The sequence below is a fragment of the Luteitalea sp. TBR-22 genome, assembly GCF_016865485.1.
Classification (GTDB): Bacteria; Acidobacteriota; Vicinamibacteria; order Vicinamibacterales; family Vicinamibacteraceae; genus Luteitalea.
On the sequence record NZ_AP024452.1, the window covers coordinates 5,395,657 to 5,414,963 of the forward strand.

The following is a 19,307-nucleotide window of genomic DNA, read 5'->3' on the forward strand; positions in this document are numbered from 1 at the left end:
GGAGTCGGGAGTCGGGACTGACCGAACCGGCGGGGGCGCGTGAGCGTCAGCCGACGATGCGTCGGGCGCCGGCAAAGCGCGAGGCCCAGTACTTCTGGTCGAGCCTGTCGATGCGGACGCGGCTGCGCGCGTTGGGCGCGTGGATGAACGCGCCGTCTCCGGTGGCGATGCCGACGTGGGAGACGCGCCTGCCGCTGGTGCGGAAGAAGACGAGGTCACCGGGACGCAGGTCGCCGTCGATGTCGCGGCCGGCGGCAAACTGCTCGTCGGCGGTCCGCGGCAGTTCGATTCCGGCCTGTGCGTAGAGGTACTGGACGAAGCCGCTGCAGTCGAAGCCCTGGTCGGGTGTCGCGCCGCCTGGTCGATACGCGACGCCCGTGTAGGCCCGGGCCTGCGAGACCAACTGGTCGCCATTCATCGTCGGCTCAGGCCGGGCGACCACCGGGATGCCCGCCATGCCATGGGAGGCGCAGCCCGTGCTCCACAGGAGCGGCGCCAACGCCAGCAGCAGGAGGAGACGGAGGGCGGCGGCGGGCCGCGGGGCACTGGTCATCGACGAGCTCATCGGCCCGTCTCGCCTAACTCTTTAGTCACGTGCACGTTACCTCCGTTCGGGCAGCTTGACAGTCCCGATCGGGCTCGCACAGACTACCTTCAGTTCGTGGGCACGTGGAAGGGGTGGCTCGAGGAGGCCCCCCGGGGTGGGTTACGGCGCTTATGGAGCAGACACTGCTGCTCAACGCGACGTGGGAGCCCCTCAAGGTCGTCGACTGGCAGAAAGCCCTCACGCTCTGGTGCCAGGGCAAGGTGGAGGTGGTGGCCAGCTACGACCGGGAAGTGCGCTCCGTCTCGCTGAGCTTCCGTCTTCCCTCGGTCATCCGCCTGCTGCGGCGGATTCGCATCAGGCGGGCCATCGACGATGTGCCCTTCTCGCGCGCGAACATCTATGCCCGCGACGCCTGCACCTGCCAGTACTGCGGCGTGCGCTTCTCGGCCGCCGACCTCACGTTCGACCACGTCATCCCCGTGGCCCAGGGTGGACGCAAGACCTGGGACAACATCGTCGCCGCCTGTGTGCAGTGCAACAGGCGCAAGGGCGGACGCACGCCCGAACAGGCGGGCATGACGCTGATCCGCGCGCCGCGGCGGCCGTCCAAGGCGCCAGCCGTGCGGCTCACCATCGGGTTGCGGCACACCCCGGACAGCTGGCGCGACTACCTGTACTGGAACGTGGCGCTGGACGAGACCTGAAATTCCAGATTGGAAATTGGAAATTCTCGCGGGCGCGGCTACGCCGCCGCCCTTCGAGGCGTGTCGCGCGGCAGCGGCCGGAGGCCGCGTCGCCGGTCATTTCACATTTCGAATTTCAAATTGCGGCTATGCGGCGCGCACCGGCGTGGTCGCCCTCGCGCGGCTGAAGTCGCGCACCACGAGATCCGCCTCGGTGAAGCGGGCCCGGCCGGGCGCCTCCTTCAGCGGTTCGACGAGCACATCGGGCTCGGCCGGCTGGGCGTCGAGCACGTGGACGTATCGCTGCGGGTAGGTGCCATCGCGGAACGTCGTCCCCACCACGCTCCCGTGTCGAGCCTGCAGCGTCGCGAAGTCGTGGCGGACCACCTCGAGCACGTCGGGTGATGGCGCGGTCTCGAGGTAGGCGAGCACGAGGTCACGCACGTCGTCGAAGAACCGCGGCGGGTGCGTGCGCTGGTCGAGCGTGCCGTCGGCGCGCGCGAGCTGTCGCAGCCCGGAGGCGTCAGGCGCGATGTGATAGAGCTCGTGCACCACAGTGTCGAGGCGGACGACCCACGGCGGCAGGCCCACGTAACGTTCGAGCTTGCGGCGGCCGACCTGATCGGCAAATCTCGGCAGCCCGACGGAGATCATGTACTCGATGGGGGTGCCGTTGACGATCACCTCGGGGGAGCGCGTCACGAACCAGGGCGACCGTCGCGTGATCGAGCCGGTGATGGCGTCGGCCCAGAAGTAGTAACCCGGCTCGCTCGTCGGCAGGGTGAGGCAATGGCAGGTCGCGTTGGGACCGTCGGCGCCGGTGCGGCCGCGGCGCGCGAACACGAGCGTGCGCTCCGGACGTACGTGCGCGAGCGCAGGTACGCGCTGGGCGATGTCGGCAATGAGCCCGGAGAGCGCGTCGGTGAAGTGGAACATCCCTGTCAGCGAATCGGTAAGGGGAGCCGCAACATGAGACACCCGCAACCGCCACGCGGTCAAGCACGAGGGACAGGTGTCGCTGGACGCGGCGGCAGCTCTTCTGACGAAGGTAAGGACGGCGTCTCGGGTGCCGGCGCCTCGGTCGCGGGAGCTTCCTGAGGCTCTGACGCGGGCTGTGCGGGAGTGGTCTCCGCCGGCGCCTCCTCGGCAGGCGGCGCAGTGGCGACCACTTCCTGCACCGGGGGCGGGACCGGCGCGTCGCGCATCTGCATGCGGCGCAGGATCATCGCCTGCCGACGCAGCAGCCGTCGCGGCGGATGGCCGGGGTTGTAGATGTTGGGATTGATCAGCGCGCCGGCCAGGAGTGCCGCTTCACTGGCGCCCAGGCTCGAGGCAGGCTTCCTGAAGTAGTGGCGGCTCGCCGCTTCGGCGCCCCACGTGTCGTCGCCCCACTCGACGACGTTGAGGTACAGCTCGAGGATACGCGTCTTGCCGAGCACCCGCTCGAGGCGGTGCGCGATCATGATCTCGCGCAGCTTGCGCAGCGGGTCCTTCGACTCCGAGAGGAAGAGGTTCTTGGCCAGCTGCTGCGTGATGGTCGAGCCGCCACGCACGATGGCGCCCTTGGCGATGCTGGCCTCGAGCGACTCCTTCATCGCCTCGAGCTCGATGCCTTCGTGCTCCCAGAACCCGCTGTCCTCGGTGACCAGCACGGCGCGCTTGAGCGTCTGCGCGATGCGCGCGTAGGGCACGAACCGGTAGTCCTGGCGGAGCGGACGGCCCTCGGCGTGAGCCTGGCGCTGGCGGGCGCGCATGAACGCGGTGTCGACGGGGGGCGCGCCGAGGAGCGGGCGCACATCGGGGACCGTCACGACGAGAAAGCCCACGGCCACCACGCCGACGGCGACCGCCCCCGCGAGCACGCGCCAGGCCGTGCGCAGGCGGGGCGACGAGGCACTCGCGCGGGCAGGGCGGCGGCGGGGTGGCGGCATGTCGGCGTCAGTATACAAACCGTCACTGCGACGAGGCGAGTGGGCCACGGCGACCCATGACCGGTACCCTGGACCGGGCAGATGGGTCACGATGAACTAACGCGTCAGCCTCGCGCCGCCGGCGCGCGCCGCCTCGTGCGGTCGGCCGCCCCGTCCCGACGCCGACGGGCATTCCCGACGCTTCCCCGCCTCTCCCGTACAATCCTCAGCAGATGACCGCTCAGGTCCAGGCGCCGGCGGAGGTGACCCACGACGCAGTGACCGCGGCGATGCTGCGGCATCGTCGTCTCCTGGCCACGCTCGTGCTGATCGCCCTGGTCGCCGTGTGCCTCTGGGTCGTGGTCGCCCTGGTTCGGACTCGCGAGTTGCCGACCCTCGGACTGCAGATGAGCCGCGCCGGGACGGTGCCCTGGCGACCCGTCGATCCGGGCGCCCCGGTCGTGGTGCGCAACGTGCGGTCGCGGGGGCCGGCCGCGGCCGCCGACATCCGCGCCGGCGACCAGGTCGAGCGCATCGACGGCCTGGCAGCCACCGATACGCGCGGCCTGGCGGCCCGCCACGATGCCTTGCGCCCGGGCGATGTCGTCGCCTTCACCATCGTCAGGGAGGGGCGCCGACTGACACGCCACGTCACCGCCGCGCCGGTGCTCGCCGGGGGACGCCAGTGGCTCGGCGTCGGCGTGCGGCTGTTGCTGGTCTTCACGCTGTTCCTGGGCATCCCGTCGCTGGTCTTCAAGTGGCGGCCCCACGACCCTCGCGCGCTGCTCTTCATGCTGTTCGGCTGCTCGTTCGGCCTGTCGATGCTGAACTTCTCGGTGCCGGGCCTGAGCCAGGTGCCCGAGACGGTGCTGCCGCTGCCCGACGCCTTCGCGCGGTTCAACGTGACCTCGCTGGCCATCACCTACGTGTGCGCGCTGGCGATCAACCCGACGCTGCTGCATTTCCTGACGCTGTTCCCGCAGCCGCGCCTGTCGCCGATCACCCTGGGGCGGGCGCTTCGCTGGACCTACCTGGTGCCGTCGCTGGTCGGCTGCCTCGCCGCGCCGGTCGTCGTGCTGCTGATGCTGCGCTGGCTGCCGGCGCCGGCGCGCATGCCGGCGGGGTTCGTCGTGGCGGCCCTGGCCGGGGGCCTGGCCCTGCGCCTCTGGTGGACGCGACTGCGCCGGCAGTCGATCCGCACCCTGCTGACCGACGAGGCGCACTGGCTGGGCGCGACGTTCGCCCTGGCCGTGATGGCCACCCTGCTGGTCGGCTTGCTCGTGCTCGGCCTGCGCTCCCGCGAGGCGGCGGGCCTGACGGCCGGCCTGCTGCTCGGCGGCACGCTCGGCCTCTTCAGCATCTTCGTCGGCATCGCCTACCCCCTGGCGTGCGGTGTCACGATGTGGCGCTCCTGGACGATGAGCAGCGAGGACCTGCGCCAGCAGATCCGGTGGCCCCTGCTCAGCATCGCGCTGGCGCTCGGCATCGCGGTGGCGCTGTCGCTGCTGTCCATCGCCCTGTCGTTCTCCACCGGCAGCGCGCCCCCGCCGTGGCTCTTCTCGGTCTTCGAGATCTCCACGTGGGTGGCCTACTCGGTGATTCCGCTCGCCTTCGCGGCGGCCGTGCTGCGCTACGGGCTGATGGACATCCGGTTCATCATCCGCCTGACGTTCTTCTACCTCCTCACGAGTGCCAGCGTCTTCGTGGGGACCTTCGCCGTGGTGCTGCTGCTGGCCACCGTCGTCGCGGAAGCCGCCGACACCAATCGGGTGACGACGATCGTCGTGACGCTGATCGCGGTGTCGCTGGTCGAGCCGCTGCGCCGACGGGTGCAGCGACGCGTCGACAAGCACTTCTACCGGCGGACGCCTGACCCGGTGGGCGTGCTGGCGCGCCACGGCCAGGCCCTGCGCACCGTCGCGCGGCGCGAGGACCTGGAGCGGCGCCTGGTCCTCGCCCTGCAGGAAGCCATCCCGCATGGCCCGTCGTACGTGTTCAGGCGGCGCGAGGACCAGGGCGAGTTCGTGGCCGCGCATTCGCCCGACCCGACCGCCCGCGAGGCCTACTCCGCCCTGCCGTGGGTCGGCCAGCGGGCCCAGGACCTCGAGGGCCCGACCGTCCTCGGCGAGATCACGATGGTGGTGGAAGAGGCGCGCGCCTGGGCTCGCCTCGGCGTCGAAGTGCTGCTGCCGGTGCGCCACGGCACCGAGGTGCCCATCGTGCTCGGCCTGGGCCGCAAGCGATCCGACGATGCCTGGCACGACCGCGACATGGAACTGTTGTCGTCGCTAGCGGCACAGACCGCGATGGCGCTGGCCGACATCGACGCGCGCCTCCACGACGCGTCGCTGAAGGAAGCCTTCGACAACCAGCGTGCGCTTCTGCCGCAGCAGTTGCCGCAGCCGGAGGCGTTCTCGATCGCCGGCGCCTGGCACCCGGCACTCACCGTGGGCGGCGACTACTACGATGCGTGGTGGCTCTCGACCGATGCGGTGGCGATCTGCGTGGCCGACGTGTCCGGCAAGGGACTGGCCGCGTCGCTGGTGATGGCCAACCTGCAGGCGACGGTGAAGGCGCTGGCCGGGCCGGACGTGACGCCGGCCGACCTGTGCACCCGCGTCAACGAGACGCTGGCCAGCAACCTGCGCAAGGGCCGGTTCGTGACGTTCTTCTTCGGGGTCCTGCGGCTCTCGACCGGCGAACTCCGCTACGCCAACGCGGGGCACAATCCGCCGATGCTCGTCTCCGGCGGCCACGTGCACGAACTCGCACTCGGCGACCCCGGCCTCGGCCTGCTGCGCACGCACCCCTATCGCGACGCCACCGTGCAGCTCGACACCGACGCGCGCCTCCTCCTCTTCACCGACGGCGTCACCGAGGGTCGCAGCCCGGAGGGCGAGGAATTCGGCGTCCCTCGCCTGCTGGAGATCGTCGAGCGCCCCCATGCCAATGCCGGCAACCTGCGCGACGACGTGTTGTCTTCCATCGCCGCGTGGACGCAGGGCCAGTTCGACGACGACGTCACGCTCCTCGCCGTCGTCGCGCGTCAGGGGCCGCACACGCTCTTCCAGACCCAGAAGATCCGGCTGCCGGGGATCGGGTAGGTTCAGGACTGCGGCGTACGACCGATCGCACGCCGAACGCCGTACCTCGTCACCGCTGTTCGACGACGATCTTGATCCGTTCGCCGGCGCGTGGCGGTTCCTGCAGCGTGTACCCGTTGATCACGGCCAGCGTGCGGGCCGGCACGAGGCCCCGACCCGGTCCCGATGCGAGTCGCTCCCAGGTGTCGCCGGCCTGCGCGGTCTGGAGGGTGATGACGTTCGGCCGGATGCGCTCGGCCTCCCCGCGGCTGAGTGGCTCGAACGACCGGACCGTCCCGTCCACGGCGCGCGCGATGGCCTGCGCGTTGGCCGCCGAGGCGAGGCCGGCCACGCGGAACACCTTCTGCGCGTGCGCGATCCACGCCGCGCGCAGCACCACCTCGCCCTGGTCCTGCAGTTGCCCACGGAACGTCGCGATGAAGGCCGGCAAGCCGTTCACGCGCGTCTCGCCGCCCTCGAGGTACTGCAACCCGGTCTGCCCGAGGTCGGCTGCCGCGACGTCACGCAGCGACGCGCCCTGCGGCTGCTGGACCAGTTGCAGGAACACGTAGCCGCCGCCACCCTGTGGCTGCGCCACGACCTGCTGCGGGGTGTTCTGGACCTGCCAGCCCTCGGGGAACGTCATGCGGAAGCCGAGGTCGGGATGGAGGAAGGCGTTGCCTCGCAGCACCCCTTCCCGCGGGTTGTCACCGAACATCAGCCCGTCGATGCGATCGAGGTATGCCGCGCGATTGACGGCCAGCTCCCGGCCGCCCGCCTGGGCGCGCAGCGCCGCGACGCGTGCGTCGAGCCGAGCGACGCGATCGGCAGGCATCGGGTGTGTGGACATCCAGTTGGGCACGCCCTTGCGGTCACTTCCCTCGTCCAGCCTGCCGAGCGTTTCGAGCATGCTGGCGACGCCGCGCGGATCCCACCCCTGCGCGGTGGCGTAGCCCGCGCCCAACTCATCGGCCTGCAGCTCGTCGTCACGCCCGAACTTCAGGAAGAGGAGGCCGAGGCCGGCCTCGGCCGCCTGTCCGAAGGGGCGAAGCTCGGGGACGAAGATCTGGCCGAGCAGGAGGCCGAGCGAACCGGCTGTCTGCTTGCTGTACTGCGCGGCCGAATGTCGTGCGGTCACGTGGGCGATCTCGTGACCGAGCACCCCGGCCAGTTCCGCTTCGCTGTTGAGGTGCCCGAGGATGCCTCGGGTGACGTAGACGAAGCCACCAGGCACCGCGAACGCGTTCACGGCCGGGGCATCGACGATGGCGAAGGACCACGGGAGCTGGGGCCGCTCGGTGGCGCTGGCGAGCCGGCGGCCGATGCCGTCGACGTAACGCTGCAACTCCGGATCGTTGACGACCCCCATTTCCTGCCGGATCTGGGGATCGGATTCCTTGCCGAGCGCGACCTCCTGGGCCTCGCTCATGAGGTTGAACTCCTTCTTGCCCGTCGCGGGATTGGTGGCGCACGCGACCGTGATCGCGGCAACGCCCGCGGCGAGCGCCAGACCTTGCAGCCCTGCGAAACGTCGGCTCATCGGACTCTCCTGCCCTCCTCACAGTAGCAAGGAGGGCGCCAACCCGGGCGCGACACGTCCGGCGAGGTTTCCGGCGCGATCGAACAACTGCCGTGACGATCTCGTCCTCACGGGGTGATGACCCCGGAGCTGCATGCCCTTCCTGCGCCCTTGCCCGCACGGCTGCGCTGGACTCCCGCCCACCGGCGCACGGCGTGGCTGTTCGATCAGGACACCTGCGTGGGATCGCTGGGATTCAGTGGCTACGGCCGCGCCAGCGGCCTGACGAGCCGCGGCGTGTGGCACCTGCAGCGTCGCGGCGTGCTGCACCAGGGCGTGCACGTGCTGCCCGCCGATGGCCGGCAGCCACCGTTGTTGTTGCGCCAGCCCTGGTCGCTGGACGGGGAACTCGAGGTGCCCGGTGGCGAGGTCGTCGCCTGGCGTACGTTCGGGGCCGGCGCCGACTGCTGGGGCTTCGAGCGACTGGGTGATCGGGTACGGCTGCTGACGTTCGCCATCGCGGGCCCGTTGCAGAGCGACATCACGATCGACGTCGCTCCGTCGGGGGCCACGCTCGCCGACCCGACGCCGCTGCTCCTGCTCGGCGCCTTCCTGGTGCGCCTCGCGGTGGACGACAGCGTCGTGATCGCCGGCGCCTAGCGCACCTTGCCGCCGAAGTACGACGGGATGACCATGCTGCGCATCGTCTGCAGGCCGGCCGGCGCGGTCAGCACCTTGGGGATGGAGTTCACGGTGATGGAAGCGGTGGCGATGTCGCCGTGGACGCCCCCCGCGATCTTCATGTGCAGGTCGGGCACGCCCTTGACGATGACGGCGTCGTAGGATTCGGGCGCGCCGAGGTAGGCCTCCATGTGGAGGGTGATCAGCGCCTGCCCGTCCTTGTCGTAGCCGGTGCCGGTCTGCACGATGCCGGCGACCTGCCCCTTCTTGACCTCGAGGAACTGGCTGCGGGTGGGCTTCTGCGCGATCTTGGGGCCGATGACGTCGGTGATGCTGTCGAGCTTCCAGCCCATGGCGTCGGCGATCATCGCCACCGACTCGGTCAGGCCGACGTGACGGACCGACCCGCCCTGGACCTTCTCGGCGAACTGCTCGGGCGTGAGCCCCGCGCCGATCTTCTGCTGGAACGGCAGGCGCCGGATGGAGGCGTCCTGGATGCGCTCGACGCGGATGGTGTCGACGCGCTCGCACACGCCAGTGAGGGTGATGGGCAAGGCGTCCATCGTGAAGCCCGGGTTGACGCCGGTCCCGAGGACGGCCACCTTCGCCTTGCGCGCCATCGCGTCGATCTTCTTGGCGAGGCGCTTGTTGGAGAACCACGGGTAGGCGAGTTCCTCGGTCGTCGACACGATCGGCAGCTTGTACGCGAGCACGTCGGCGACCTGATCGGTCACCTTGGCGAGCGACGAACTGGTGCACAGCACCACGACGTCGGGCTTGCCGGCCTTGATCGCGGCGCCGAGGCGGCCCTCGACCTTCACCTTGAGGCTGCGCCCGAGGTCGGCGACCTCGCCGAGATCCTTGCCGATCTTGGCCGGGTCGAGATCGACCGCGCCGACGATCTTGAAGCCCTTGCGCGAGGCGCACTGGCGGACGACACCGACTCCGATGGGACCAAGCCCCACGTGCAGGACACGGATGGCCATGAACGGGAAATCTCCTGAAGGGCGCCTCCGGGCTGCCCTCGGCCGGTCCCGCCGATCAGGTGAAAGGGGCAGGCTCGTGGGCGAGTCGACGGGCGCGCGTAACCTCCAGATTATACTCGCGGGCACATCGTGGACATCCTGATCGGGCTCGTCTTCCTCGGTGCGTCGCTCGCAGTCGCGTTCGTGCTGCCGGTCCTGTCCTTCCTGCGAGCCTCGCAGGCGACGCGACGCGCCGAAGCGCTCGGCCGCGAGGTGGCCGCGCTGCGCGCCGAGGTCGAGGCGCTGCGCGCAGCCGGCCCGCCCCCCGCGCCTCACGAGGCCGACGAGGCAGCCCGCGCGGCCTGGGCATCGCAGGTGCGCGACATGGCCGCGCCACCGCCGCCGACCACCGACGGCCTGTCGGTCCCGCCGCCGGTCCCGTTGCCGGTCCCGTTGCCGCCGGGCACCATGCTCGACGAGCGTGGCGCGGTGATCCCGGATCCACGCGAGTCGACCGCGGCACGAGAGTCGGCGACCGCTGCCGGGATGGCTGGACTCTCGCCGATGCCCGGGCAGGAGGCCGCGGCTCTCCCCGGCGGTGTGCACGACACGTCGGCGCCCCCGGACGGCGGTACGGCGCCAGGCGAGCACCCGGGTGCACACGCGCTGCCCGGCAGCACGATCGCTCCAGCCGCGACCACACCCGAAGGGCTCGAGGAGCGCATCGGCGCCCGCTGGCTGCTGTACGCCGGCATCGGCGCGCTGATCCTGGGGGTCAGTTACTTCATCAAGTTCGCGTTCGACAACGGGTGGGTCAGCGAGCCGTTGCGCGTGCTGATCGGACTGGGCGCCGGCGCGGCTCTCGTGGCGGTCGGCCAGCGCTTCGTGCGCAACGGGCTGGCGTTCTTCGGGCACGCGCTGAGTGGCGGCGGCCTCGTGGTGCTGTACGTCGCGATCTATGCAGCCCTGCACGTCTACGAGCTCGTGTCACCGGGCACGGCGTTCGGCGCCATGGTGCTCGTCACGGCCCTCGGCGTCGTGCTCGCCGACCGGCACCGGGTCGAGATGCTCGGCGCGCTCGCGGTGCTGGGCGGCTTCCTGACGCCAGCGCTCGTCGGCGGCGGGCAGGACCGGCAGGTCGTGCTGTTCCTGTACAACGCGCTGCTGCTGGCCGGTGTCCTGTTGATGGTGTGGCGGCACGCCTGGGCGGGCGTCGCGCTGCTGGGCCCCGCGCTCGCCGCGGCGATGTCGGTCGCCTGGGCAGCGCAGCACTACGCCCCCGCGGCAGGCCTGCGCACCCTGCTGCTCCTCACGATACACCTCGTCCTCGTCTCGGCAATCATCGCCGTGCTGCGGACGCAGCGGACCCGGACCGCCCTCGCCGTGCCGGTGTCGTGGATCCTGCTGGCCGCGCCGGTGCTGTATCACGTGGCCGCCCTCTGGCTGATCGGCCGGGCGCACGGGCAGTTCCTCGTCTACCTGCTGCTGGTGACGGTGGCCGGCCTGTCGGCGAGCTACCACGCCGGATGGCGCTGGGCGCGCACGGTCCTGCTCGTGCTGGTGGCGCTGCCGTTCATCGACTGGATGGGGGAGCTGGTCACGCCGCGCTTTCACACGGGCGGTGTCGTGACCGCGTGCGCCCTGTACCTGCTGCACCTGGCGGGCCAGTGGCGCGACCTCAGCGACGATGACCCGCAAGCGCCGGTGCCCGTCGCCGAACTGGTGCACACCCACGCCACGGGCGTGTTCCTGCCGCTGGCGCTGTACGCGTTCTTCGCCGAACACGCCGCGTGGTGGAACGCCCCGATGCTGACCGTGCTGGCTGCATGGAACCTCGGTCTCTGGGCGGTGGTGCGGTCGCGCATCCCCGTGCTGTCCTGGCAATTCGTCGCCCTGGCGGGCACGCTGGCCGCCGTGGCGATCAGCGAGTGGTTCGAGGGGCCGGTCGTCGCCATCGGCTGGGCGCTCGAGGGCGCGGCGCTGGGCTACGCCGCCCTGCAGTCACGGAGCCCCTGGCTCGATCGAGGCGCACTGGTGCTCTTCGTGATGGCCGCGATGCGCCTCGCCGAGGCGCTCGTCGCGCCGATGCCCGTCGGCACCTGGCCCATCGTCAACACGCGCACGCTCGCCGCCATCGTCGTGATCGCCGCGATGGCCTGGCTGGCGGCCCGCGCCAAGGACGCCCCCGACCACTTCGGCGGCCCGATGGCGCGCCACGCCCTCGTGGTGGGGGCCAACGTGCTGGCGATCGGCTGGATCTCGTCCGAGATCGTGCTGGTGTTCGGCCAGCGGGCGCTGGCGGCGAGCACCGACGATCGCCCGGCCGACGTGGCACGCGCCGAACTGGCCGAGCAGGTGGCCCTCTCGGTGTCGTGGGCGCTCTACGCCGTGGGCCTGGTGGCCGCCGGATTCTGGCGCGCCTACGCCCCGGCCCGCTACCTGGCCATCGCGCTGTTCGGCCTCACGCTGGTCAAGGTGATGACCAAGGACATCGCCGAACTCGACAGGGTCTACCAGATGCTCAGCGTGCTCGGCGTCGGCGCGCTGCTGGTGGCCGCGTCGTACCTGTACCAGCGGGTGGCGGCGGCGCGCCGCGACGACTCGTCGCGCGGCCTTTGACAGCGCCGCCGGGACCGGTCAGGATCGGACTCGCGCATGGCCGACTTCTCGTGGCCCGAGGCCTGCATCCTCGCGGTCGACGACCAGGTCCAGAACGTCAACATCATCGACCGGCTCCTCCGCCGCGCCGGGTTCTCGCGCGTCGTCACGACGACGCAGCCGGAGCACGCCCGGCCGCTCTTCGCGGAACACAAGCCCGACCTGGTCCTGCTCGACCTGCACATGCCCGGCCTCGACGGGTTCGGCGTCCTCGATGAACTGGCGCCGCTGCTCCCCGCGGATGGCTACCTGCCGATCGTGTTCATCACGGCCGACGCCGACACGCACCTGAAGAAGCGCGCCCTCTCGATGGGCGCCAAGGACTTCGTCAACAAGCCGTTCGACGCGACCGAGATCGTGCTGCGCATCCGCAACCTGCTCGAGGCGCGCTACCTCTATCTCGCGCTGCAGGCGCAGAACGAGGTGCTCGAGGCGCGTGTGCAGGAGCGCACGGAGGAACTCGAGCAAGCGCAGCTCGAAATCCTCAACCGCCTGTCGCGCGCCGCCGACTTCCGCGACGACGACACGATGCAGCACACCGAGCGGGTCGGCCGGCTGTCGGCCGCACTCGCGCGGGAACTGGGCATGGAGGAACAGGAGGTGGCACTGCTCCGCCTCGCCGCGCCGCTGCACGACCTCGGCAAGATCGCGGTGCCCGACAGCATCCTGCTCAAGGGCGGCGGGCTCAGCGACGACGAGTTCGGCGTCGTCAAGACGCACACGACGATCGGCGCCCGCCTGCTGTCGGGCAGCACGCATCCGCTGCTGCAGATGGCCGAGGAGATCGCGCGCACGCACCACGAGCAGTGGGACGGCTCGGGGTACCTGCAGGGGCTGCAGGGCGACGCGATCCCGCTCGTCAGCCGCATCGTCGCCGTCGCCGACGTGTTCGACGCGCTGACACACGCCCGCACGTACAAGAAGTCGTGGCCGCTGTCGGAAGTGCTCGAGGAACTGAACCGGCAGAAGGGGCGCCAGTTCGACCCCGCCGTGGTGGACGCGCTGTTGCGCATCGTCAACCGCGGCGAGGTGACCGTCGAGTAGCGCAACGACGGGCAGGCGCAATCAGGGAATTTCAGGATTTCAGGATTTCAGAATTGCGTCGGCACAGCCAACCTTCGAGGCAGCAACGAAGGTGCCGGCAATTCTGAAATTCCTGCGATTCTGAAACTCTAGCGGTTCTCGAGGTACTTGCCGATCTGCTCCGCCGCCTGCCGTCCCTCGGCAATCGCCCACACGATGAGTGACGCGCCGCGGCGTGCGTCGCCGGCGACGAATACGCCGGGCACGGTGGTCTGGCGCGTGACCGGATCGGCCTTGACGCGGCCGGCGGCGTCGCACTCGACGCCGAGTTGCTGGAAGACGGGCAACGGCTCCGGGCCGGTGAACCCCATCGCGAGGAAGACCAGGTCGACGTCCTCGGTGAACTCGGTGCCGGCAATCGGCTCGAAGGCGATCTGCCCGTTGTCCTTCTTCACCATCTCGACGCGGACCGCGTGCAGGCGCTTCAGCACGCCGTTCTCGCCCTCGAGCTTCGTGGTCATGATGGCGTAGTCGCGCTCGCCACCCTCCTCGTGCGCGGCCGACACGCGGTAGATGTTGGGCCACTGGGGCCAGGGGTCGGCGGGGCTGCGGCTGTCGGGTGGCCGGGCCGCGATCTCGAACTGCTTGACGCTCGCGGCGCCCTGCCGATGCGCCGTGCCGAGGCAGTCGGCGCCGGTGTCGCCGCCACCGAGGATGATCACGCGCTTGCCCGCGGCGTCGAGGAACGGATCCGCTGCGACGTCGTCGCCGGCGATGATGCGGTTCTGGCGCTCGAGGTAGGTCATCGCCATGGCGACGCCCTTCAGGTCGGCGCCGGGCACGGTGAGCGCGCGCGGTTGGGTCGCCCCGACCGCCAGGCACACTGCATCGAAGTCCTTGCGCAGTTGCTCGCCCGAGATGTCGCCGCCGACGTCGGCGCTGGTGCGGAACTCCACGCCCTCGGCCTGCATCTGCTCCAGCCGCCGATCGAGCAGGCGACGGTGCATCTTGAAATCGGGGATGCCGTAGCGGAGCAGGCCGCCGATGCGGTCGGCGCGCTCGAACAGCACGACGTCATGCCCTTGTCGCGCGAGTTGCTGCGCGGCGGCCAGGCCGGCGGGACCGGAGCCGACCACCGCCACCTTCTTGCCGGTGCGAACCGGCGCCGGCTCGGGCACGACCCAGCCCTGCTCGAAGGCGTGGTCGATGATCGACACCTCGACCTGCTTGATGGTGACGGGCAGGTCGTTGATGCCGAGCACGCAGGCCGCCTCGCAGGGCGCGGGGCACAGGCGTCCGGTGAACTCGGGGAAGTTGTTGGTGGCGTGCAGGCGCGCGGCCGCCTCCTTCCACCGGTCGCGGTAGATCAGGTCGTTCCAGTCCGGGATCAGGTTGCCGAGCGGGCAGCCCTGGTGGCAGAACGGGATGCCGCAGTCCATGCAGCGGCTGGCCTGCGCGCGCAGCGACGCCACCGGGAAGGGCTCGTACACCTCTTCCCAGTCCTTGACCCGCTGGTCGACCGGACGCCGCGTCGGCGTCTCGCGCGTGAGTTCGAGGAACCCCGTCGGCTTGCCCATTACACCGCCACCCCCTGCAACTCGGCGCGTTGCGCCTCGAGCGCCTTCTTGTACTCGGTCGGCATCACGCGCACCAGGCGCGCCACCGTGTCGGGCCAGTGCTCGAGCAGGCGCGCGGCGACCGTCGATCCGGTGGTCGCCTTGTGTCGCTCCAGCAGTTCGCGCAGGAAGTGCTCGTCCTCGGCGTCGATGCCCTCGAGCAGGACCATCTCGCGGTTGCAGCGCTGCGCGAAGTCGCCGTCCTCGTCGAGGACGTAGGCGACGCCGCCGCTCATGCCTGCCGCGAAGTTGCGACCGGTGCGGCCGAGCACGAGCACGCGGCCGCCGGTCATGTACTCGCACCCGTGGTCGCCGACGCCCTCGACGACCGCCGTCGCGCCGCTGTTCCGGACCGCGAAGCGCTCGCCGACCACGCCACGGAGGAACGCCTCCCCGCTCGTGGCGCCGTACAGGGCGACGTTGCCGGCGATCACGTTCTTCTCCGCGGCGAACGGCGCATCGTGGGGCGGCCGCACGATGACGCGGCCACCCGACAGCCCCTTGCCGACGTAGTCGTTGGCGTCGCCCTCGAGGCGCAGCGTGATGCCCGCCGGGAGGAACGCGCCGAAGCTCTGGCCGGCCGAGCCGCGGAAGACGATGTCGATGGTGTCGTGGGCCAGGCCCTGCGCGCCGAAACGACGGCTCACCTCGCTGCCGAGCATCGTGCCGACCGAGCGGTCGACGTTGCGGATCGGCAGGTCGAGGGTGACCTTGTCGCGGTGCTCGAGCGCCGGCGCGGCCAGGCGAATCAGCTCCGCGTCGAGCACCGACGAGAGGTCCACCTGCTGCGTGACGGTGCGATGCAGCGCCGGGGGCGTGGCGCCCTCGGCCCCGAACACGTGCGTCGTGTCGAGGATGCGCGACAGGTCGAGGCCCTTGGCCTTCCAGTGGTCGACCGCCGGCTGGATGTCGAGCAGGTCGGCGCGGCCGACCATCTCCTCGATGGTCCGGAAACCGAGCTGCGCCATCAGCTCGCGCACTTCCTCGGCGACGAAATGGAAGAAGTTCACGACGTGCTCGGCCTGGCCCGTGAACTTGGCGCGGAGCGTCGGATTCTGGGTGGCGATGCCGACCGGGCACGTGTCGAGGTGGCACACGCGCATCATCACGCAGCCCATCACGACCAGCGGCGCGGTGGCGAAGCCGAACTCCTCGGCGCCGAGCAGCGCCCCGATCACCACGTCGCGGCCGGTCTTCATCTGGCCGTCGACCTGCACGGTGACGCGGTCGCGCAGCCGGTTGGCGACCAGCGTCTGCTGCGTCTCGGCCAGGCCGAGTTCCCACGGCACGCCGGCGTGCTTCAGGGACGTGAGCGGGCTGGCGCCGGTGCCGCCATCGTGGCCGCTGATCAGCACCAGATCGCTCTTGGCCTTGGCGACGCCCGCCGCGACGGTGCCGACGCCGACTTCCGACACCAGCTTCACGCTGATGCGGGCGCGCGGGTTGGCGTTGCGCAGGTCGTAGATCAGCTGCGCCAGGTCCTCGATCGAGTAGATGTCGTGGTGCGGCGGCGGGCTGATGAGGCCCACGCCCGGCGTCGAGTGCCGCACCTTCGCGATCCACGGGTAGACCTTGTTGCCGGGCAGCTGACCACCCTCGCCGGGCTTGGCGCCCTGCGCCATCTTGATCTGCAGTTCGTCGGCGTTGACCAGGTAGTGGCTGGTGACGCCGAAGCGGCCCGAGGCCACCTGCTTGATCGCGCTGCGGCGGCTGTCGCCGTTGGCATCGGGCGTGAAGCGATGCGGATCCTCGCCGCCTTCGCCGCTGTTGCTGCGGCCGCCGAGGCGGTTCATCGCAATCGCCAGGGTCTCGTGCGCTTCGGCGCTGATCGAGCCGAAGCTCATCGCGCCGCTGGCAAAGCGCCTGACGATCGACTCGACGGGCTCGACCTCCTCGAGCGGCACGGCCGGGCGCACGCCGGTGCGCAGCGTGAACAGGCCGCGCAGCGTCGCCTGGTCGCGACTCTGGTCGTCGACCGCCCGCGTGTACTGCTTGAAGATGTCGTACCGCTTCGTGCGGGTCGCGTGCTGCAGCTTGAACACCGTCTCCGGGTTGAACAGGTGCAGCTCGCCGTCGCGGCGCCACTGGTACTGGCCGCCCGACTCGAGCTCGCGCTCGACCTGGGTCTGCGGCCGGTACGCGCGCTCGTGGTTGAGCAGCGCCTCGCGCGCGATCTCCTTCATGCCGACGCCGCCGATGCGCGAAGGCGTGTTGGTGAAGTAGCGATCGACCAGCTCCCGGGCCAGGCCGACGGCCTCGAAGATCTGCGCGCCGCGGTAGCTGGCCACCGTGCTGATGCCCATCTTGGACATCACCTTGACCACGCCCTTCTCGACGGCCTTGAGGTACTTCTCGCGCAGGTACTCGTCGGGCGTGCCGGCGTCGGCCAGGCCGAGCGCGCGGAGTTCCGCGAGCGAGTCGAGCGCCAGCCACGGGTTGACGGCGCTCGCGCCGTAGCCGATCAGCGTCGCGAAGTGGTGCACCTCGCGGGCCTCGCCGGTCTCGACGATGAGCGTGACGCGCGTGCGGGTGCTGGCGCGCACCAGGTGGTTCTGCAGGCCGGCCACGGCCAGCAGCGCCGGGATCGGGCACTTCTTCGCGGTCACGCCGCGATCCGAGAGCACGAGCACCTTGGCGCCGTTGCTGATCGCGGTGTCGGCCTTGGCAAACATCGCGCGCAACGCCGGCTCGAGGCCGTCGGGGCCGTCGGCCACCGGGAAGACCATGTCGAGCACGGTGACGTAGAACGGCTGGTCGTCACGCGCCGCCGCGAGCAGGCGCCCGGCGCGGTCGTAGCGCTGCAGCGCCTTGAACCGCGCCATCTGCGCGTTGTCGAGGAAGGGGCTCTCGCAGAGCACCATCCGGCAGCTCTCGGGCTGCGGGTCGAGCAGGTTGCGCTCGGGGCCGATCGCCGTGCCGACCGAGGTGACCAGCTTCTCGCGGATGGCGTCGAGCGGCGGGTTGGTGACCTGCGCGAACAGCTGCTGGAAGTAGTCGGGCAGCGGCCGCGACTTGCGGCTCAGCACCGCAAGGGCCGCGTCGTTGCCCATCGAGCCGATCGGCTCCTCGCCCTTGAGCGCCATCGGCGCCATCAGGACCTTGAGGTCTTCCTGCGTGTAGCCGAACGCCTGCTGCATGGTGCGCAGCGCGTCGCCCTCGACCGGCGCCGGCGTCTCGGCCGGCTGCAGCGCCTCGAGCGGGATGAGGTGCTGACTCACCCACTCCTGGTACGGCTTCTCGCTGGCGATGCGGTGCTTGATCTCCTCGTCGGCGATGATCCGCTGCTCCGAGAGGTCGACCAGGAACATCTTGCCGGGCTGCAGCCGGCCCTTCTCGACGACCTTCGACGGCTCGACGTCGAGGACGCCGACCTCGGAGGCGAGGATCACGTAGTCGTCGGCGGTCACCCAGTAGCGCGCCGGCCGCAGGCCGTTGCGATCGAGCACCGCGCCGATCTGCGTGCCGTCGGTGAAGGTGACGCAGGCCGGGCCGTCCCACGGCTCGACGAGGCAGGAGTGGTAGGCGTAGAACGCCTTCTTCTCCTCGCTCATCGTGTCGTGGTGCTCCCACGCCTCGGGCACCAGCATCATCACGGCGTGCGGCAGCGAGCGGCCGCCCTGCACGAGCAGCTCGAGGACGCTGTCGAGGCAGGCCGAGTCGCTCAGGCCCTCGCGGACGATTGGCAGGACCTTCTTGAGGTCGTCGCCGAACAGCGGCGAGGCCAGCATGGCCTCGCGGGCCCGCATCCAGTTGATGTTGCCGCGCAGGGTGTTGATCTCGCCGTTGTGGGCGATGAGGTGGTACGGGTGCGCGAGCTCCCAGCTCGGGAACGTGTTGGTGCTGAAGCGCGAGTGGAAGAGCGCCAGCGCGCTCTCGGTGCGCGGATCGTCGAGGTCGGAGAAGTACTCACGCACCTGCGGCGGCGTCAGCATGCCCTTGTAGGTCAGCGTGCGCGACGAGAGCGAGGGGACGTGGAAGTACTTCGTGTCGTCGATGCCGCTGGTGCGGATGGTCGTCTGGTACCGCTTGCGGATCACGTACAGCTTGCGCTCGAACGCGGCCTGGTCGGCGACGTCGGGGCCCGGCGCGAGGAAGACGTGGTCCATCACCGGCTCGACAGACCGTGCCGTCTGGCCGAGCGAGCGGTTGTCGGTGGGCACGCGGCGCCACCCGAGCAGGACCTGGCCTTCCTGCCGCACCACCATGGCGAAGATCAGCTTCGCTAGCGCGGCGGCCTGCGGGTCGGGCGAGGAGAACACGAGGCCGACGGCGTACTTGCCCGGCGCGGGCAGCACGGCGAGGGGCTTGCCGCCTTCGGGCTCGATGATGCGCCCGAGGGCGCACTCGCGCTCGAACAGCTTGTGCGGGATCTGGAGCAGGATGCCGGCGCCGTCGCCGGTGTTGTGCTCGGCGCCGGTGGCGCCGCGGTGCTCCATCCGCTCGAGCGCCCGGAGCGCGCGGTCGACGAGATCGTGCGACGGCTGCGCCTTCAGGTGCGCGAGGAACCCGACGCCGCAGGCATCGTGTTCGAAAGACGGGTCGTACAGGCCGCCTTGCGGCCTCTGGGGCGACTGCGTGCTGTCCATTGGGGCACCCCGCCCACCGGGAGACCAGCGGGGACA

The 19,307-nt window shown here is 70.6% G+C and carries 12 protein-coding genes; 5 read left to right on the top strand and 7 right to left on the bottom strand.

The window, feature by feature from the left end; translation table 11 throughout:
• Positions 1 to 46 precede the first annotated feature (46 nt).
• Positions 47 to 553: a C40 family peptidase gene (locus TBR22_RS22345; RefSeq protein WP_239490051.1), complete on the bottom strand. Its 507-nt coding sequence runs from the start codon at positions 551 to 553 to the stop codon at positions 47 to 49.
• A 164-nt stretch (positions 554 to 717) separates the two neighbouring features.
• Between TBR22_RS22345 and TBR22_RS22350 the strand changes: the two genes are divergently transcribed.
• Entirely contained in the window at positions 718 to 1,251 is a 534-nt protein-coding gene (locus TBR22_RS22350; RefSeq protein ID WP_239490052.1) for an HNH endonuclease, read from the top strand.
• 126 nt (positions 1,252 to 1,377) lie between these two features.
• On the opposite strand, the gene TBR22_RS22355 is transcribed toward TBR22_RS22350, so the two are convergent.
• Positions 1,378 to 2,166: a hypothetical protein gene (locus TBR22_RS22355; protein ID WP_239490053.1), complete on the bottom strand. Its 789-nt coding sequence runs from the start codon at positions 2,164 to 2,166 to the stop codon at positions 1,378 to 1,380.
• Positions 2,167 to 2,225: 59 nt separating this feature from the next.
• A complete protein-coding gene (gene mtgA, locus TBR22_RS22360) occupies positions 2,226 to 3,161 on the bottom strand; it encodes a monofunctional biosynthetic peptidoglycan transglycosylase (RefSeq protein WP_239490054.1) in 936 nt (311 codons plus the stop codon).
• Between the two features lie 212 nt (positions 3,162 to 3,373).
• Between mtgA and TBR22_RS22365 the strand changes: the two genes are divergently transcribed.
• On the top strand, positions 3,374 to 6,244 hold the full coding sequence (locus TBR22_RS22365) for a SpoIIE family protein phosphatase (protein ID WP_239490055.1): 2,871 nt from the start codon (positions 3,374 to 3,376) through the stop codon (positions 6,242 to 6,244).
• A gap of 49 nt (positions 6,245 to 6,293) precedes the next feature.
• Here TBR22_RS22365 and TBR22_RS22370 read toward each other — a convergent pair whose 3' ends face one another.
• Positions 6,294 to 7,763, bottom strand: a complete 1,470-nt coding sequence (locus TBR22_RS22370) for a M48 family metalloprotease (protein ID WP_239490056.1) — start codon at positions 7,761 to 7,763, stop codon at positions 6,294 to 6,296.
• A gap of 150 nt (positions 7,764 to 7,913) precedes the next feature.
• On the opposite strand from TBR22_RS22370, the gene TBR22_RS22375 reads away from it, so the two are divergent.
• Positions 7,914 to 8,402, top strand: coding sequence for a hypothetical protein (locus TBR22_RS22375; RefSeq protein WP_239490057.1), 489 nt, complete (start codon positions 7,914 to 7,916; stop codon positions 8,400 to 8,402).
• Here the strand turns inward: TBR22_RS22375 and TBR22_RS22380 are convergent.
• Positions 8,399 to 9,409, bottom strand: coding sequence for a hypothetical protein (locus TBR22_RS22380; RefSeq protein WP_239490058.1), 1,011 nt, complete (start codon positions 9,407 to 9,409; stop codon positions 8,399 to 8,401). The two genes, TBR22_RS22375 and TBR22_RS22380, sit on opposite strands and share 4 nt — an antisense overlap.
• A 129-nt stretch (positions 9,410 to 9,538) precedes the next feature.
• On the opposite strand from TBR22_RS22380, the gene TBR22_RS22385 reads away from it, so the two are divergent.
• Both TBR22_RS22385 and TBR22_RS22390 read left to right on the top strand, forming a co-directional pair.
• Positions 9,539 to 12,007, top strand: coding sequence for a DUF2339 domain-containing protein (locus tag TBR22_RS22385; RefSeq protein WP_239490059.1), 2,469 nt, complete (start codon positions 9,539 to 9,541; stop codon positions 12,005 to 12,007).
• Positions 12,008 to 12,043: 36 nt separating this feature from the next.
• Entirely contained in the window at positions 12,044 to 13,090 is a 1,047-nt protein-coding gene (locus tag TBR22_RS22390; protein WP_239490060.1) for an HD domain-containing phosphohydrolase, read from the top strand.
• A gap of 128 nt (positions 13,091 to 13,218) precedes the next feature.
• Here the strand turns inward: TBR22_RS22390 and TBR22_RS22395 are convergent, their stop codons facing one another.
• Both TBR22_RS22395 and gltB read right to left on the bottom strand, forming a co-directional pair.
• Complete coding sequence (locus TBR22_RS22395) at positions 13,219 to 14,646, bottom strand: glutamate synthase subunit beta (RefSeq protein ID WP_239490061.1); 1,428 nt, start codon at positions 14,644 to 14,646, stop codon at positions 13,219 to 13,221.
• Positions 14,646 to 19,271 carry a glutamate synthase large subunit gene (gltB, locus tag TBR22_RS22400; protein ID WP_239490062.1) on the bottom strand — a complete coding sequence of 1,542 codons (4,626 nt, stop codon included), beginning with the start codon at positions 19,269 to 19,271 and terminating at the stop codon, positions 14,646 to 14,648. The genes TBR22_RS22395 and gltB overlap by 1 nt, the downstream gene beginning before the upstream one ends.
• Positions 19,272 to 19,307 lie beyond the last annotated feature (36 nt).

Excerpts from the sequence above, each read along its gene's own strand:
- TBR22_RS22390 (WP_239490060.1), top strand. The coding sequence starts at position 12,044 with ATGGCCGACTTCTCGTGGCCCGAGGCCTGCATCCTCGCGGTCGACGAC.
- gltB (WP_239490062.1), bottom strand. The coding sequence starts at position 19,271 with ATGGACAGCACGCAGTCGCCCCAGAGGCCGCAAGGCGGCCTGTACGAC.
- TBR22_RS22365 (WP_239490055.1), top strand. The coding sequence starts at position 3,374 with ATGACCGCTCAGGTCCAGGCGCCGGCGGAGGTGACCCACGACGCAGTG.
- mtgA (WP_239490054.1), bottom strand. The coding sequence starts at position 3,161 with ATGCCGCCACCCCGCCGCCGCCCTGCCCGCGCGAGTGCCTCGTCGCCC.
- TBR22_RS22380 (WP_239490058.1), bottom strand. The coding sequence starts at position 9,409 with ATGGCCATCCGTGTCCTGCACGTGGGGCTTGGTCCCATCGGAGTCGGT.
- TBR22_RS22370 (WP_239490056.1), bottom strand. The coding sequence starts at position 7,763 with ATGAGCCGACGTTTCGCAGGGCTGCAAGGTCTGGCGCTCGCCGCGGGC.
- TBR22_RS22355 (WP_239490053.1), bottom strand. The coding sequence starts at position 2,166 with ATGTTCCACTTCACCGACGCGCTCTCCGGGCTCATTGCCGACATCGCC.
- TBR22_RS22345 (WP_239490051.1), bottom strand. The coding sequence starts at position 553 with ATGACCAGTGCCCCGCGGCCCGCCGCCGCCCTCCGTCTCCTCCTGCTG.
- TBR22_RS22350 (WP_239490052.1), top strand. The coding sequence starts at position 718 with ATGGAGCAGACACTGCTGCTCAACGCGACGTGGGAGCCCCTCAAGGTC.
- TBR22_RS22395 (WP_239490061.1), bottom strand. The coding sequence starts at position 14,646 with ATGGGCAAGCCGACGGGGTTCCTCGAACTCACGCGCGAGACGCCGACG.